This window comes from Methylophilus sp. Leaf414, assembly GCF_001425425.1.
Taxonomy (GTDB): Bacteria; Pseudomonadota; Gammaproteobacteria; order Burkholderiales; family Methylophilaceae; genus Methylophilus.
Genome location: NZ_LMQQ01000002.1, coordinates 1 through 14656 on the forward strand (window position 1 = coordinate 1; position 14656 = coordinate 14656).

Annotated in this window: 9 protein-coding genes, 2 tRNA genes and 3 rRNA genes; 2 read left to right on the forward strand and 12 right to left on the reverse strand. The window is 48.4% G+C overall.

Features of this window, described 5'->3' with window-relative positions:
- Positions 1-8: 8 nt before the first annotated feature.
- The 6 genes from rrf to ASG24_RS04520 form a co-directional block, all read right to left on the reverse strand.
- Positions 9-122, reverse strand: a 5S ribosomal RNA gene (gene rrf, locus ASG24_RS04495).
- Positions 123-394: 272 nt separating this feature from the next.
- Positions 395-3283 (reverse strand): 23S ribosomal RNA (locus ASG24_RS04500).
- A gap of 400 nt (positions 3284-3683) precedes the next feature.
- Positions 3684-3759, reverse strand: a tRNA-Ala gene (locus ASG24_RS04505).
- 10 nt (positions 3760-3769) lie between these two features.
- Positions 3770-3846, reverse strand: a tRNA-Ile gene (locus ASG24_RS04510).
- Positions 3847-3932: 86 nt separating this feature from the next.
- A 16S ribosomal RNA gene (locus tag ASG24_RS04515) occupies positions 3933-5471 on the reverse strand.
- Together the 16S, 23S and 5S rRNA genes with 2 tRNA genes alongside form the textbook arrangement of a ribosomal RNA operon.
- A 431-nt stretch (positions 5472-5902) precedes the next feature.
- Complete coding sequence (locus ASG24_RS04520; protein ID WP_055868484.1) at positions 5903-6229, reverse strand: cupin domain-containing protein; 327 nt, start codon at positions 6227-6229, stop codon at positions 5903-5905.
- 112 nt (positions 6230-6341) lie between these two features.
- On the opposite strand from ASG24_RS04520, the gene ASG24_RS04525 reads away from it, so the two are divergent.
- Positions 6342-7298: an L-threonylcarbamoyladenylate synthase gene (locus ASG24_RS04525; protein WP_055868487.1), complete on the forward strand. Its 957-nt coding sequence runs from the start codon at positions 6342-6344 to the stop codon at positions 7296-7298.
- Between the two features lie 147 nt (positions 7299-7445).
- Complete coding sequence (locus tag ASG24_RS04530) at positions 7446-7733, forward strand: hypothetical protein (protein WP_229008305.1); 288 nt, start codon at positions 7446-7448, stop codon at positions 7731-7733.
- A 56-nt stretch (positions 7734-7789) separates the two neighbouring features.
- On the opposite strand, the gene ASG24_RS04535 is transcribed toward ASG24_RS04530, so the two are convergent.
- The 6 genes from ASG24_RS04535 to ssb all read right to left on the reverse strand — a co-directional run bounded on the left by ASG24_RS04535 (position 7790) and on the right by ssb (position 14656).
- Positions 7790-8035, reverse strand: a complete 246-nt coding sequence (locus ASG24_RS04535; protein WP_055868495.1) for a hypothetical protein — start codon at positions 8033-8035, stop codon at positions 7790-7792.
- 187 nt (positions 8036-8222) lie between these two features.
- Positions 8223-9674, reverse strand: coding sequence for a TolC family protein (locus tag ASG24_RS04540; protein WP_055868498.1), 1452 nt, complete (start codon positions 9672-9674; stop codon positions 8223-8225).
- Positions 9675-9687: 13 nt separating this feature from the next.
- Positions 9688-11811 carry a peptidase domain-containing ABC transporter gene (locus ASG24_RS04545; protein WP_055868500.1) on the reverse strand — a complete coding sequence of 708 codons (2124 nt, stop codon included), beginning with the start codon at positions 11809-11811 and terminating at the stop codon, positions 9688-9690.
- 20 nt (positions 11812-11831) lie between these two features.
- A complete protein-coding gene (locus ASG24_RS04550; RefSeq protein WP_055868504.1) occupies positions 11832-13100 on the reverse strand; it encodes an HlyD family secretion protein in 1269 nt (422 codons plus the stop codon).
- 309 nt (positions 13101-13409) lie between these two features.
- Complete coding sequence (locus tag ASG24_RS14610) at positions 13410-13832, reverse strand: hypothetical protein (RefSeq protein ID WP_156376520.1); 423 nt, start codon at positions 13830-13832, stop codon at positions 13410-13412.
- Positions 13833-14140: 308 nt separating this feature from the next.
- Positions 14141-14656 carry a single-stranded DNA-binding protein gene (ssb, locus tag ASG24_RS04560; RefSeq protein WP_055868511.1) on the reverse strand — a complete coding sequence of 172 codons (516 nt, stop codon included), beginning with the start codon at positions 14654-14656 and terminating at the stop codon, positions 14141-14143.

Here is a 14656-nt window from a genome sequence, read left to right on the forward strand (position 1 = left end):
TGTAAGGAGCTTGGGGATGACCTACTTTCGCATACGAAGAGTACACTATCATTGGCGCAAGTTCGTTTCACGGCCCTGTTCGAGATGGGAAGGGGTGGTTCCAAACCGCTATTGTCCCCAAACATAACTGGTAATGTTATGCCTGACATATCCACAAGGGACATGTGACATGCAGAGTGCTGAGTTGTAGCTCAGCCTGCTTTAACAAATTGGAAGAAGTAAAGGATGCAAGCGCTCGCTTGGTTTTCAATGGGATTAGGGTATGAAACAACTTGTGTTTCTTATTTCTAGATGATTGCCAAATCATATTGCTTTGAACTACACCTTATGGATTTTCATCCATTAGATTTTTGTATCGTTTTCACGTTACATCATGTCTAAGTTTTAAGGTTATAGGATCAAGCCTCACGAGCAATTAGTATCAGTTAGCTTAATGCATTACTGCACTTCCACACCTGACCTATCAACGTCCTGGTCTTGAACGACTCTTTAGCTGGCTTAAAGCCAGAGGCAAGTCTCATCTCGAGGCGAGTTTCACGCTTAGATGCTTTCAGCGTTTATCTCTTCCGCACTTAGCTACCCAGCTATACCATTGGCATGATAACTGGTCCACCAGAGGTGCGTCCACTCCGGTCCTCTCGTACTAGGAGCAGGTCCCCTCAAACTTGCAGCGCCCACGGCAGATAGGGACCAAACTGTCTCACGACGTTTTAAACCCAGCTCACGTACCACTTTAAATGGCGAACAGCCATACCCTTGGGACCGGCTACAGCCCCAGGATGTGATGAGCCGACATCGAGGTGCCAAACTCCCCCGTCGATATGAACTCTTGGGAGGAATCAGCCTGTTATCCCCAGAGTACCTTTTATCCGTTGAGCGATGGCCCTTCCATACAGAACCACCGGATCACTATGACCTGCTTTCGCACCTGCTCGACCTGTCCGTCTCGCAGTCAAGCAACCTTTTGCCATTGCACTATCAGTACGATTTCCGACCGTACCTAGGTTACCTTCGCACTCCTCCGTTACTCTTTGGGAGGAGACCGCCCCAGTCAAACTGCCTACCATACACGGTCCCCAGTCCGGATTACGGACCTAGGTTAGAACCTCAACAACATCAGGGTGGTATTTCAAGGTTGACTCCACGATATCTAGCGACACCGCTTCATAGTCTCCCACCTATCCTACACAAATCTTGTCAAAGTCCAATGTAAAGCTGCAGTAAAGGTTCATGGGGTCTTTCCGTCTAGCCGCGGGGAGATTGCATCTTCACAAACATTTCAACTTCGCTGAGTCCCGAGAGGAGACAGTGTGGCCATCGTTACGCCATTCGTGCGGGTCGGAACTTACCCGACAAGGAATTTCGCTACCTTAGGACCGTTATAGTTACGGCCGCCGTTTACTGGGACTTCAATCAAGAGCTTGCACCCCATCATTTAATCTTCCAGCACCGGGCAGGCGTCACACCCTATACGTCCACTTTCGTGTTTGCAGAGTGCTGTGTTTTTATTAAACAGTCGCAGCCACCTTTTCACTGCAACCCCATCACGCTTCGAGAGCAAGTCTCTACACGTTACCGGGGCGCACCTTCTCCCGAAGTTACGGTGCTAATTTGCCGAGTTCCTTCTCCCGGGTTCTCTCAAGCGCCTTAGAATTCTCATCCTGCCCACCTGTGTCGGTTTGCGGTACGGTCTTATACAACTGAAGCTTAGTGGCTTTTCTTGGAAGCATGGTATCAATCACTTCACGTACAAGTACGCTCGTTATCACGTCTCAGTCTTAGCTCTCCGGATTTGCCTAAAGAACCAACCTACACGCTTGAACCGGGACATCCAACACCCGGCTGACCTAACCTTCTCCGTCCCCACATCGCATTGTATAGAGGTACAGGAATATTAACCTGTTTCCCATCAGCTACGCATCTCTGCCTCACCTTAGGGGCCGACTCACCCTGCGCCGATGAACGTTGCGCAGGAAACCTTGGGCTTTCGGCGAGGGAGCTTTTCACTCCCTTTATCGCTACTCATGTCAGCATTCGCACTTCTGATACCTCCAGCATCCCTCACAGAACACCTTCGCAGGCCTACAGAACGCTCTCCTACCATGCACCTAATAAATTAGGGCATCCGAAGCTTCGGTTACGTGCTTAGCCCCGTTACATCTTCCGCGCAGGACGACTCGACCAGTGAGCTATTACGCTTTCTTTAAATGATGGCTGCTTCTAAGCCAACATCCTGGCTGTCTATGCCTTCCCACTTCGTTTTCCACTTAGCACGTCATTTGGGACCTTAGCTGTCGGTCTGGGTTGTTTCCCTCTTGACCACGGACGTTAGCACCCATGGTCTGTCTCCCGTAATTGCATTTCTCAGTATTCGGAGTTTGCAATGGTTTGGTAAGTTCTTATGAACCCCCTAGCCATAACAGTGCTCTACCCCCGAGAATGATATACGAGGCACTACCTAAATAGTTTTCGGAGAGAACCAGCTATCTCCAAGTTTGTTTAGCCTTTCACCCCTATCCACAGCTCATCCCCAAATTTTTCAACATTTGTGGGTTCGGACCTCCAGTACCTGTTACGGCACCTTCATCCTGGCCATGGATAGATCACTTGGTTTCGGGTCTACACCCAGCGACTAAAACGCCCTATTCGGACTCGATTTCTCTACGCCTCCCCTATCGGTTAAGCTTGCCACTGAATGTAAGTCGCTGACCCATTATACAAAAGGTACGCAGTCACGGAACAAGTCCGCTCCCACTGTTTGTATGCATACGGTTTCAGGATCTATTTCACTCCCCTCCCGGGGTTCTTTTCGCCTTTCCCTCACGGTACTTGTTCACTATCGGTCGATTACGAGTATTTAGCCTTGGAGGATGGTCCCCCCATGTTCAGACAAGGTTTCTCGTGCCCCGCCCTACTTTTCGTTACCCTAGTTCCACAGACGGGATTTCGTATACGGGACTATCACCCACTACGGTCGGACTTTCCATTCCGTTCTACTATCGCATCTGCTAAAAATAACAGGCTATTCCATGTTCGCTCGCCACTACTTACGGAATCTCGGTTGATTTCTTTTCCTCGAGCTACTTAGATGTTTCAGTTCACTCGGTTCGCCACCATCTCCCTATATATTCAGGAGCGGTTACCCTTGCGGGTGGGTTTCCCCATTCGGACATCTCCGGATCAAAGCTTATTTGCCAGCTCCCCGAAGCTTTTCGCAGGCTATCACGTCCTTCATCGCCTGTAATCGCCAAGGCATCCACCATATGCACTTATTCACTTGACCCTATAACGTTAAAACCTAAACCCTTTTTAAATCCAGGTTTCGTCGTGCATGAGACACGCGTTACAGGTAATTCTAAAGCACTATCAAACCTCGTTAGATTCGCTTCAACTTTTGATTTCTCATCAGCCAAAGCTTCTCAACTTGCGTTTAATATATTTATGATTTTGCAATCAATCGATATTATTTCCGGTTAAAAAATAATATCGCCCATTGAATATAAGTTGTCATCACACAACCTATATTCCTTTACTTCTTCCATTTTGTTAAAGAGCAGTCTTAGTCATTAAACTAATCGTTTAAAAACCAGAAGCAAACATTATTTGATCGTTACCAATCAAGTAACATTTGCTTCTAATCTCTAAACCGCAACAAAGAACCACGTATCCAAACCATCAATAGGTGGTGGAGGATAACGGGATCGAACCGTTGACCCCCTGCTTGCAAAGCAGGTGCTCTCCCAGCTGAGCTAATCCCCCAATATCAGAGTGGTGGGTCTGGTTGGGCTCGAACCAACGACCCCCGCCTTATCAAGACGGTGCTCTAACCAGCTGAGCTACAGACCCTAAGGCGGTTTGCCTAAATCTTTGTTGCTGCTTATTTTCAGATGACTGATAAGAGTGAATGCTTGAAGCCGGGTGATCTTCTCTAGAAAGGAGGTGATCCAGCCGCACCTTCCGATACGGCTACCTTGTTACGACTTCACCCCAGTCATGAATACTACCGTGGTAAGCGTCCCCCTTGCGGTTAGACTACCTACTTCTGGTAAAACCCACTCCCATGGTGTGACGGGCGGTGTGTACAAGGCCCGGGAACGTATTCACCGCGACATGCTGATCCGCGATTACTAGCGATTCCGACTTCATGCTCTCGAGTTGCAGAGAACAATCCGGACTACGATCGGCTTTCTGAGATTAGCTCCCCCTCGCGGGTTGGCAACTCTCTGTACCGACCATTGTATTACGTGTGAAGCCCTGGCCATAAGGGCCATGAGGACTTGACGTCATCCCCACCTTCCTCCGGTTTGTCACCGGCAGTCCCATTAAAGTGCCCAACTAAATGATGGCAATTAATGGCAAGGGTTGCGCTCGTTGCGGGACTTAACCCAACATCTCACGACACGAGCTGACGACAGCCATGCAGCACCTGTGTCCACTTTCCCTTACGGGCACCTAATGCATCTCTGCTTCGTTAGTGGCATGTCAAGGCCAGGTAAGGTTTTTCGCGTTGCATCGAATTAATCCACATAATCCACCGCTTGTGCGGGCCCCCGTCAATTCCTTTGAGTTTTAATCTTGCGACCGTACTCCCCAGGCGGTCTACTTCACGCGTTAGCTGCGTTACTCATGGATTTTACTCCACCAACAACTAGTAGACATCGTTTAGGGCGTGGACTACCAGGGTATCTAATCCTGTTTGCTCCCCACGCTTTCGTGCATGAGCGTCAATATTATCCCAGGGGGCTGCCTTCGCCATTGGTATTCCTCCACATCTCTACGCATTTCACTGCTACACGTGGAATTCTACCCCCCTCTGACATATTCTAGTCTGGCAGTTTCAAACGCAGTTCCCAAGTTGAGCTCGGGGATTTCACATCTGACTTGCCAAACCGCCTGCGCACGCTTTACGCCCAGTAATTCCGATTAACGCTCGCACCCTACGTATTACCGCGGCTGCTGGCACGTAGTTAGCCGGTGCTTCTTATCAAGGTACCGTCAGCCTCACTCTTTATTAGAAAGTAAGTTTTCTTCCCTTGCGAAAGAGCTTTACAACCCGAAGGCCTTCTTCACTCACGCGGAATGGCTGGATCAGGCTTGCGCCCATTGTCCAAAATTCCCCACTGCTGCCTCCCGTAGGAGTCTGGACCGTGTCTCAGTTCCAGTGTGGCTGGTCGTCCTCTCAGACCAGCTACTGATCGAAGCCTTGGTAGGCCATTACCCCACCAACTAGCTAATCAGATATCGGCCGCTCTTATAACGTAAGGTCCGAAGATCCCCTACTTTCCCCCTCAGGGCGTATGCGGTATTAGCTAATCTTTCGACTAGTTATCCCCCATTACAAGGCACGTTCCGATATATTACTCACCCGTTCGCCACTAATCCCCCTAGCAAGCTAGGGTTCATCGTTCGACTTGCATGTGTAAAGCATTCCGCCAGCGTTCAATCTGAGCCAGGATCAAACTCTTCAGTTTAATTCCTAACTATTACTTTATACCTCTTTCGAGGCGGTATTCGTTTCGCTTAATTTCTCAAATTCATTTCAAGGTATGTGTGTAAAAAACACTGTACATACTTGTCATAAATCTAAGTGTAAAGCATTTGTATTTTCTGAGGCTTCTACGCATTAAATGCGCTTCACCCAACTACAAACACCCACACTTATCAGTCATCCTAATTTTTAAAGAACAGGCTACGCATTAAATGCGCTTCACCCAACTACAAACACCCACACTTATCAGTCATCCTAATTTTTAAAGAACAGGGCCACCAGGGCCTTCAACATCAACGCTTTGCGTTAACGAGGTGCGCATTATATAGGGCTGAGCTTTGCGGTCAACCCTTATTTTTCATTTTTACAATTTTGTTACAAATTGCCAAAATTAGCGTTTTAACCGGCTTACTATCAGGTTAATTTTAAAGCTGCTTTAAGTCGCTTCCATGATTGCGTCAACACATTGCCATCCAGCTGGTAATGTTTATGCAATGGCTGCTTAACTTCCCATTTCGCTTTAAGCCCGGCAGGGAAAATGACAAAGTCGCCTTTGCCGAAAGAAACCGGCGCACCGCCTATAGGCGTTACAACGCATTCACCAGCCAGAATGTAGGCTTTTTCTTCTTCATGGAAGGTCCAGTCAAAAACAGATACTTCTTTTTGCCAGGTGGGCCACTTGGAAACGCCCAGGCTATTTAATTGTGTTTCGGCAGGATTATGTTGAACTTGAATTTGCATGAGCATTCCATCCATTGGGATAGTTAGGTAAAACGAGCATTTTATAGGAAGCAGATATTAAGCAGTAAAGTTGTTAAGTAGTAAAATAGCTTTTTTGTGATTCGGGTACGTGATGCGTATATCTTTGGACAAGGCGATCAAACTGTTAAAAGCGGGTGAGGTAGTCGCTATCCCAACAGAAACAGTCTATGGACTGGCAGCTGACGCGCGTAATGACCAGGCGATTGCCAAAATCTATGCGACTAAAGAGCGTCCTGCCAATAATCCGCTTATTGTGCACATTGCAGGAATAGATCAAATCACCGAATGGGCGAGCGACTTCCCGCCATTGGCGCAAAAACTGGCAACTACATTCTGGCCAGGACCCTTTACCTTGGTATTACCAGCGCGAGCCGACGTCCCTGTAACAGTGCGGGCAGGTGAGCCTACGGTAGCTTTACGCGTGCCATCCCACGTTATTTGCCTGCAGCTGTTAAGAGAGAGTGGGCTAGGGCTGGCAGCGCCTTCAGCTAACAAATATACCCAACTAAGCCCGACAACAGCAGCACATGTTGAATTCAGCCTGGGGGATGATATTCCGGTTTTAGAGGGAGGCCCGTGCCAGGTAGGTATCGAATCCACCATTGTGAGTGTCAACGGTGATGACTGGCAATTATTGCGACCAGGCATGATTTCAGAAAGTGTAATTACACTGGTTGCTGGAAAACCTGCTCTCCACACATCTGACGAGAAACCGAAAGCACCAGGGCAGCATCTATTGCATTATTCGCCGCGCACTCCGTGTATTCTATTTGATTCACGCCATGCACTTGATGAATATGCTGCAACCGTACCTGCAGCAGCCGCTTTAATACTTGGCAACGAAAATCCAACAGACATCACTAAAAACAAGCTCGCCCTGGCACTAAATCCTGTGTCTGCTGCCGAACAACTCTATGCTGCCTTGCACACATTAGATGCACTGCATGCGCCAGTGATACTCATTGAATCGCCACCGGACACGCCTGCCTGGGCTGCGCTGAGAGACAGACTGCACCGCGCAGCCTACCAGCCGCCAACTCAAAAGTGATTGAGTCTGCCAACCATGACTGGCACAATGCTAGGCACTCTAACCTTTAATGACCTTTAAACCACCTTACACACAATGAAGAACGCTTATCAATTTTTATTACTGGCTATGGTTTCATCTTTTTTGTTTGGCTGCAAAAGTTTTGAAATGCCGCGTGTATTTGAGAAAGGCACCAGAGAAACGCCACGCTATGGCAAAGATGCCATCCATTATCAATGTGAAAACTTTCAATCTTTTGGCCTGAAGTTATCAAAAGATGGAGAAGATGCCTGGGTAATGCTGCCGGATCATGAAGTGGGTCTGGTGCGGGATGCCAAGGACAAACAACTTTATCATTATGGCACGATGGATTTACGTTTAAATGGTGACCAGACGACGCTGGATGATAGTGACCATTTGCATTTAAAAAACTGCAAACCTCAGCAAGATAGCTAATCTCAAAAAAAACCCCGCCGGAGCGGGGTTTTTTACTTGAATTGAACTGGGTTCAATTACAAAGTAACGATACCACCCACTACGCCAAACACAGCGCCCAATACGTTGCCCAACACAGGACCAACTACCGGCAAACCAGTCAACAAACCTGAAACACTGTTCAACAAACCACCTACTAAACCCAATACGCCACCCAGTAACCCACCAACCAGTGGCAAACCGCTCACCAGCGCGGTCAGGTTTAATGCTGCGCCACCAGAAACGACTTCGATCTCAGCTTTGTTTAATTCTTGAATTGCCATAACTTTCTCCACATTATTAAATTTTAGATACTCGGTCTTAATAGACGAGTGAAGCATTACCTTTAACTAAGTAATTTGGTCTTCCTAAAAGACATCAAAACAGAAAACCAAACAGGAATGTAAATAATTTTATTTAACTTGTAAACAATTTTCTTTATATATGTTAAATAATACTATTTATTGTAATTTAATCAGTGATTGCCCATAACCCTACACGCCCTATACTCGTTGCCAGTTTAAGCCTGACAGTGCGCCAGCTTGAGAGTGATTTAATATTTTGCTGCTTGGCGTTTGCCCAGGCATTCTGCGCATTCAACAACTCGATGATATTGCCGACGCCAGCGTTATATCTGCCTTGTGCTACGGCAAATGCCTCTCGGGAATTAGTGACCAACTCTTCAGAAGCACGTAAATTTTCGCGTTCGGAAACCAGCGCATGGTAACTTTTCCAGACTTCCAGCGTCACTTGCTGGATAACGCGCTTTAACTCGCTCGCGCGAACTTGCGATTCGGCATCGGCCGATTCGACCTGATGCTTGCGAGCAAAACCTTCAAACAAAGGCACATTGACCTGTAAGCCCACCGTGGAGTTGTTCGTATACACATCTGAAGCAGGAACACCGGCCAATTGTGCCTGCCCTAACTGATCAGTCCGGCTGATTTCTGCGTTGAAACTCAAGGTGGGTAAACCTTCGGCACTCACTGCATTAATATTTTCTTTTGCCGCACGCAACTTGGCCTTGGCGGCGATGATTGAAGGATGAAACTCAATTGCCTCTTGAATCATCTGGTCGGCCGTCGTCACAAAATCAGTTTTTTCTAGTTGATCACTCCGATTTATCACGTTAAAACGGGTATTGGCCACTACGCCCATTGCCAAAGCCAATGCACCATGCGCATTATTAACCTCCCCTTCAGCTTTAGTTCTATCCAGCCTGGCTTGCGAATATGCGGTTTGGGCCTGTAACTGGTCAGTCAACAAGCCAACACCAGCCTTAAATTTCGCGGCAGCCGCGGCCAGGCTTTCCCTGGCGACTTTTTCAGACTCTTGATAAGATCCGAGCATGGCTAGCGTAGATAAATGATCAAAATAAGCCTGGGCAGCATTGATGAAGACTTCTTGCAAGGCAGCGTCATGCAGGGCATTCGCGGCATCCAGCAAGGCTTCTGCCTGGTTCATTTTGGCAGACCTCTGCCCGAAATCAGCAACCAGCCATGTCAGGCGTAAACTATGGGCGCGGTTCAAGACACGGTTATCCTGATCGAGAAATGAAAAACGCGAATTGGTCACTTCGTTATGGATTTTGGAAATGCCGGAAACGAGAGTGACCTTGGGTAAATAATTGGCCCGCTGCACACCTACCTGGGCTGCCTGAGCTCGTGCGGTAGCCCATACTTCAGAGGTCCGCGGGTTGTTGCACAGCGCTTGTTCAACCACATCAATCAGCGCCAATGGTTGTTCGGGCAGGCTGTCCGCACAAATGGTACTGGTAGTATCCGGCTGGGTTACCAGCATATTTTTTGCGGGACTGCCCTGCATATGCTGCTGAAATTCCAGAAAATCAGTCAGCTTGAGAGCCCAAGCAGGCTGACTTAAAAGCCCGATTAAATAGAGCGCGAGCCTCAGACTGTTTTTCATTGCACAGCACCAGTCATTGGGCAATAGCAGCGGCAGTTTGCACTTTGCCTGCCTGCAGCATAATCACGCGATCAGCAGAAGCAATGGTTTCAGGCCTGTGCGCGATGATGACACGGGTCATGTTCAATGCCTGGATTTCCTGATTGACCATGGCCTCACGCGTGACGTCAAGATGACTGGTGGCCTCATCGAGGAACAGCAGGCGCGGTCGTTTATATAGCGCTCGTGCCAGCAAAATCCTTTGCTTCTGACCACCAGAAATAGCGGCTCCCATATCGCCGATGAGGGTATTAAAGCCCATGGGCATGGCCATGATTTCGTCATAAACGGCGGCTTTACGTGCACATTCTTCAATCCAGTCGAAGTCAGCTTGCTGGTCAAAGAAACAGATATTGTCGGCAATCGAACCTGCAAATAGTGCATCATCCTGCATGACTGCACCTATCATGCTACGCAGTTGCTCCAGGCCTAATCTGGATATTGGCTGCCCGCCTATCAGCACTTCGCCTTCGTTGGCGTTACGGATACCGAGCAGGATATTCAACAACGTGGATTTACCACAACCTGAAGGACCGACGATTGCTACTGACTCCCCTTCATTAACCTGCAGGTCTACGCCGTCCAGCACCCAGGGCTCGGCGTCCGCATACCGGTAGCGCAATCCTTTGATCTGGATATTAGCTGGCAACCTTGCCAGCTCCAGTTTATTAAGGACATCTACTGAGACAGACTCCTGTTCGGCCAAAGCAATATCTGCCAGCCGCTCGCCTTGCAAGTGCAGCATGCGCATTTCAACCAGACGATCAATCAGGGCACTGACGCGTGAGACAAACTGGTCTTTATAAGCAATAAAAGCCAGCAAGGCGCCTACAGTAAAATCACCGGCTATTACCAGCCTAGCACCTAGCCAGATGATCAACACCCGCTCAACGCCGAATAGCAGGCCGTTGATCAGCCGGTACAATACATGCAGCTTTTGCGTGCGCAAGTCAGCATTCACTTGCTCTACAAATAAACTCAGCCAGCCTGTTCTGCGTTCATCCAGACGCTGGAACAGCTTGATCGCCCGCACACCGCGCACCGTTTCAATAAAATGGGTCTGCTGTTTGGCCGCATGCACGATTTGCTCTTCAGTCGCATTCCGCAAGGGCCTGAACCATAGCCAGCGGCCTAATGCATATAGCACCATTGCACCAATTGCAATCCATGCCATCTGGGGACTATATAAAAACATCATCACCAGCGTAACTATGGTCAGCAGCCCATCCAGCAATGCTTCAACAAAAGTACTGGTCAGGGTGCGTTGTATCTGGTCAATCGCGCCAAACCTTGAAACCACATCACCGAGATGGCGCTTCTCAAAAAAATCGACCGGCAGGCGGATCAGATGAGCAAAAATATTGGCCCGCCATTGCACATTGAGGTTAGTCGCCATATGCATGATGACCCAGGCCCGTACCGTGGTAATGGCTTGTTGCATCAGCATTAATATGCCAAAACCAATCGCCAGCGTCGTCAACAGATCGTAATCAGCAGCCACAATCGCATGATCCACCACCCATTGCATATATAAAGGTGACACCAGCGCAAATACTTCCAGCGCAAGCGCCAGCAAAAGGATCTGGCCTAGTGAACGGTATAGACCGGTGACATGACCCATCATGTCGCGCAGTTTGATGCTTTGTTTAAAAGTCACCCGTTTGAATCCGGGGTTTGGCCACAGCTCGAGTGCCACGCCGGTAAAGCTGGCAGAAACCTCATCGAATGAAAGTTTACGCAAGCCCGTCGCAGGGTCATGTATCACAATATGCCTGGCCGCGACCTCTTTCAAAACCACGAAATGATTGAAGTTCCAATGCAGGATACATGGCTGACGTAAATCCCTGAGGTCTTCGAGCTCAAGCTTCACCGGACGGGTGGTAAAACCAACCGATTGCGCCATTGCCATCAGGTAATTCAGCGTAGTACCTTTAATCGAGATCACGAACAAACGCCGTAAAGTCGCCAGATCGGTACGAAAGCCATGGTAATTCGCCACCATGGCCAGGCAGGCCAGGCCGCATTCGCTGGCTTCGGTTTGCAGAATGATGGGGAGTTTGCGCACAAGTCCGAAGGACAATTGATTAAGGAAAGACATGGCCTACTCTCTTATGCATATCAGAATTTGCCAGTCAGACTGAACAAAGGCTCCAGCACCCATTCATACAAGCGCCGGCGCTCAAGCATGATGTCGGCATCCAGCAACATACCGGCCTGCAACGGTTGCTGACGCCCATAAGCAGTGATGGATTGCCGGTCTAATGCCACCGTAATGCGGTAGTAAGGCTCGCTATTCTGGTTGTTAGAGGAAGGGTTGCCGAGGGTGAAAATCTCGCCTGCCGGTAATGCCGTCCTGGAGACAGACTCAACCCGGCCACTTGCCTGGCCAAACTTTTGATAGGGGTATGCCTGGTAGCGTAATCGCACTGGCACGCCTTCACGCACAAAGCCTACCGCCCGGCTAGGCGCAAACAGATAAGCCTCTAGCGTGGCACCGGCAGGAACAATGCTCACCAGAGGGCGACTGCCTTCGACTGCTGTACCTAGATTGGCTACCACCGCGGTCGCAGTACCCGATTCCGGCGCACGGATGACCAGCCTGCGCTTGGCTTCGCTCTCGGTGAGCTGCTGATTGACACTGGAAACGCTGCGTTCCAGCTGGGCAATCTGGTTCTGGTGCTTGGCCCGCAGACTGGAGAGCTGGTCCTGCCTGGCCACTAGCTCACGCCGCATACGCATCTGCTCGCGCGTCATGGATTCAAGCCGAGTGGATTGCTCTATCCAGTCTTCCTGTTTTTGCTGCGTTTGCTCACGGGATATATAATTTTTTTCCAATAAACCCTGATAGCGTTTATGCGCTTCATCGCTTAGCTGTACCCGCGTTTGCTGGGCACTGTACTGCACCTCCAGCCGTTCCAGCTCATCTTTAATCCCATCCAGACGTGATTGCAAAGCCTGCTGCTCATCCCGCTGCTGCACCCTGGTTTTTGTAATTTCATCTTGCAGCGATTGCCGCTGTTGCTTATGTTGTGTGCTGATTGAAGCCTGGATAGAACTTTGATCATCAGAATAGCGTTCACTGGAAAGCACAAACAGCACGTCATCCTTTTTAACAGCTTGGCCTTCTCGCACCCGCTTTTCGATCACAATGCCAAATTGCGGCGCATACACTTTGACCAGACCGGTTTCCGGCATCAATTGGCCAACCACCGCGCTACGTTTGGTATAAGTCCCCCAAACCATGAATGCCACTACCATGGCGGCAAACAGAATTGCGATCAGCGTGAGCAAGCCGTAGCTCAAAGGCCGGATAATCAGAATGGTACCTAGCCAGTGGTTCTTTTGTGCTACGAGTGCGGCTTGTCGAAAAAGTGGCTGATTTGCCATGATAATCCATTTGATTGATTACAATTAATTAAACTTACTAATTTTTGTTAACAAGACGGCGGATTATAAAATTGCCTTGAATTCAATGTCAACCAAGGCTTGCCAGCAAGGGTTAAACAAGGGATGTATAAAATAAACAATTGTTAAAATTGCAACTTCGCGGGATAAGATTTTAATGCAGGGCTAACTAAGCCTAGTGTGATTTGGTCTGATCAGGAAAGTAGGGTTGATACTTACTTTGAGGACAATTGTTAGAAACTCATGCCCTAGCTAGTGGCCGTAGTGTTTGATAGTCACGCTTTGGCTCGCTTAATTCTGTAAATCAACATCATTGATTAGCAAACAGGCCTGGTCTGCTTGCTTAACATTTTTAGCATTGAGGCGCTTGATTATTGCCAGCAGCGTATTTTGAATCTGACGCCTTGAAGTTGGCTTTTCGAGAACGGTGATTGCTTTTGAGGTATCGGTCTGCGTAGTTGTTTTTTGCAATACTCTTTGCAATTCGCATAATGTCTGCATGTGTTTCTGCTCATTTTGTAGTTCTGGTATATCAAACTCATTGGTGCCGCCATAGGCATCAAATAACAAAGTCTCAATACCCACAATTAACGCGAGAATGTGATCGCCTGCAAAATCGGGATCCAATGCCAATCCAATCGCCTGCGCTTTTTGCAGTCGCCGGACCCCCTCAAATCTCCAGTTCGCTTTGCCATCAAAAACCCATTCTGTCATTTCCCGCGCGCCTACCTGTGTACTTTTGGCGAGCTCATCCGGGTTTAGCTCATACAAGACAAGCATCAATGCACGTAAGTCTTCGGTATGCGCACTCATCTCTTGCTTGGCAGTTTTAATGTGCTTTATCGCTGCCAAACGTGAATTGTTATCCGTTTGCGCGCCTGCCACATTTATCAATAAAGGAAAAATAAACAGTAGAGCTAACCATCTTTTATGATGCAGTCGCATTTTCATTCCAAGATAATCGACAAATAAAAAGCCCGAAAAACTTTCGGGCTTTAGATGCTATCTTGGAAATGCGTTTTTTAAAATGGGATATCGTCATCAAAATCGTCAAAGTTGCCAGCCGGTTTACTCGCTGGTTGACTAAACGCATTGCGATTGCCGCCTGCATTATTTGCAGCTGGTTGACGTGCCGGCGCCTGGTTGTAATTATCCGATCCACCGTTTTGGTCCATGTCACCGCCATCGTATGAGGTACTACCACCTTCACGTCCTGAACCCAGCATTTGCATCTGGTCAGCGATAATTTCAGTGGTGTAGCGGGTGACACCATCTTTTTCCCATTTACGCGTTTGCAAACGCCCTTCAATATAGACCGGACGGCCTTTCTTCAGGTATTCGCCGGCAATCTCGGCCAGTTTGCGGTAAATGACAATGTTGTGCCATTCCGTTTTTTCCTGCTTGACGCCGGATTTGTCTTTCCAGTTTTCGGTAGTCGCAATACTGAAGTTAGCTACCGCTTCGCCATTCGGCATAAAGCGCACTTCTGGGTCACGCCCCAGATTGCCCACCAAAATAACTTTATTTACTGATGCCAT

What these genes read in the sequence shown, in the direction of transcription:
- ASG24_RS04545 (WP_055868500.1), bottom strand. Translation starts at nt 11,811, where the DNA reads ATGTCTTTCCTTAATCAATTGTCCTTCGGACTTGTGCGCAAACTCCCC.
- ASG24_RS04550 (WP_055868504.1), bottom strand. Translation starts at nt 13,100, where the DNA reads ATGGCAAATCAGCCACTTTTTCGACAAGCCGCACTCGTAGCACAAAAG.
- ASG24_RS14610 (WP_156376520.1), bottom strand. Translation starts at nt 13,832, where the DNA reads ATGACAGAATGGGTTTTTGATGGCAAAGCGAACTGGAGATTTGAGGGG.
- ASG24_RS04540 (WP_055868498.1), bottom strand. Translation starts at nt 9,674, where the DNA reads ATGAAAAACAGTCTGAGGCTCGCGCTCTATTTAATCGGGCTTTTAAGT.
- ASG24_RS04530 (WP_229008305.1), top strand. Translation starts at nt 7,446, where the DNA reads ATGCCGCGTGTATTTGAGAAAGGCACCAGAGAAACGCCACGCTATGGC.
- ssb (WP_055868511.1), bottom strand. Translation starts at nt 14,656, where the DNA reads ATGGCATCAGTAAATAAAGTTATTTTGGTGGGCAATCTGGGGCGTGAC.
- ASG24_RS04520 (WP_055868484.1), bottom strand. Translation starts at nt 6,229, where the DNA reads ATGCAAATTCAAGTTCAACATAATCCTGCCGAAACACAATTAAATAGC.
- ASG24_RS04525 (WP_055868487.1), top strand. Translation starts at nt 6,342, where the DNA reads ATGCGTATATCTTTGGACAAGGCGATCAAACTGTTAAAAGCGGGTGAG.
- ASG24_RS04535 (WP_055868495.1), bottom strand. Translation starts at nt 8,035, where the DNA reads ATGGCAATTCAAGAATTAAACAAAGCTGAGATCGAAGTCGTTTCTGGT.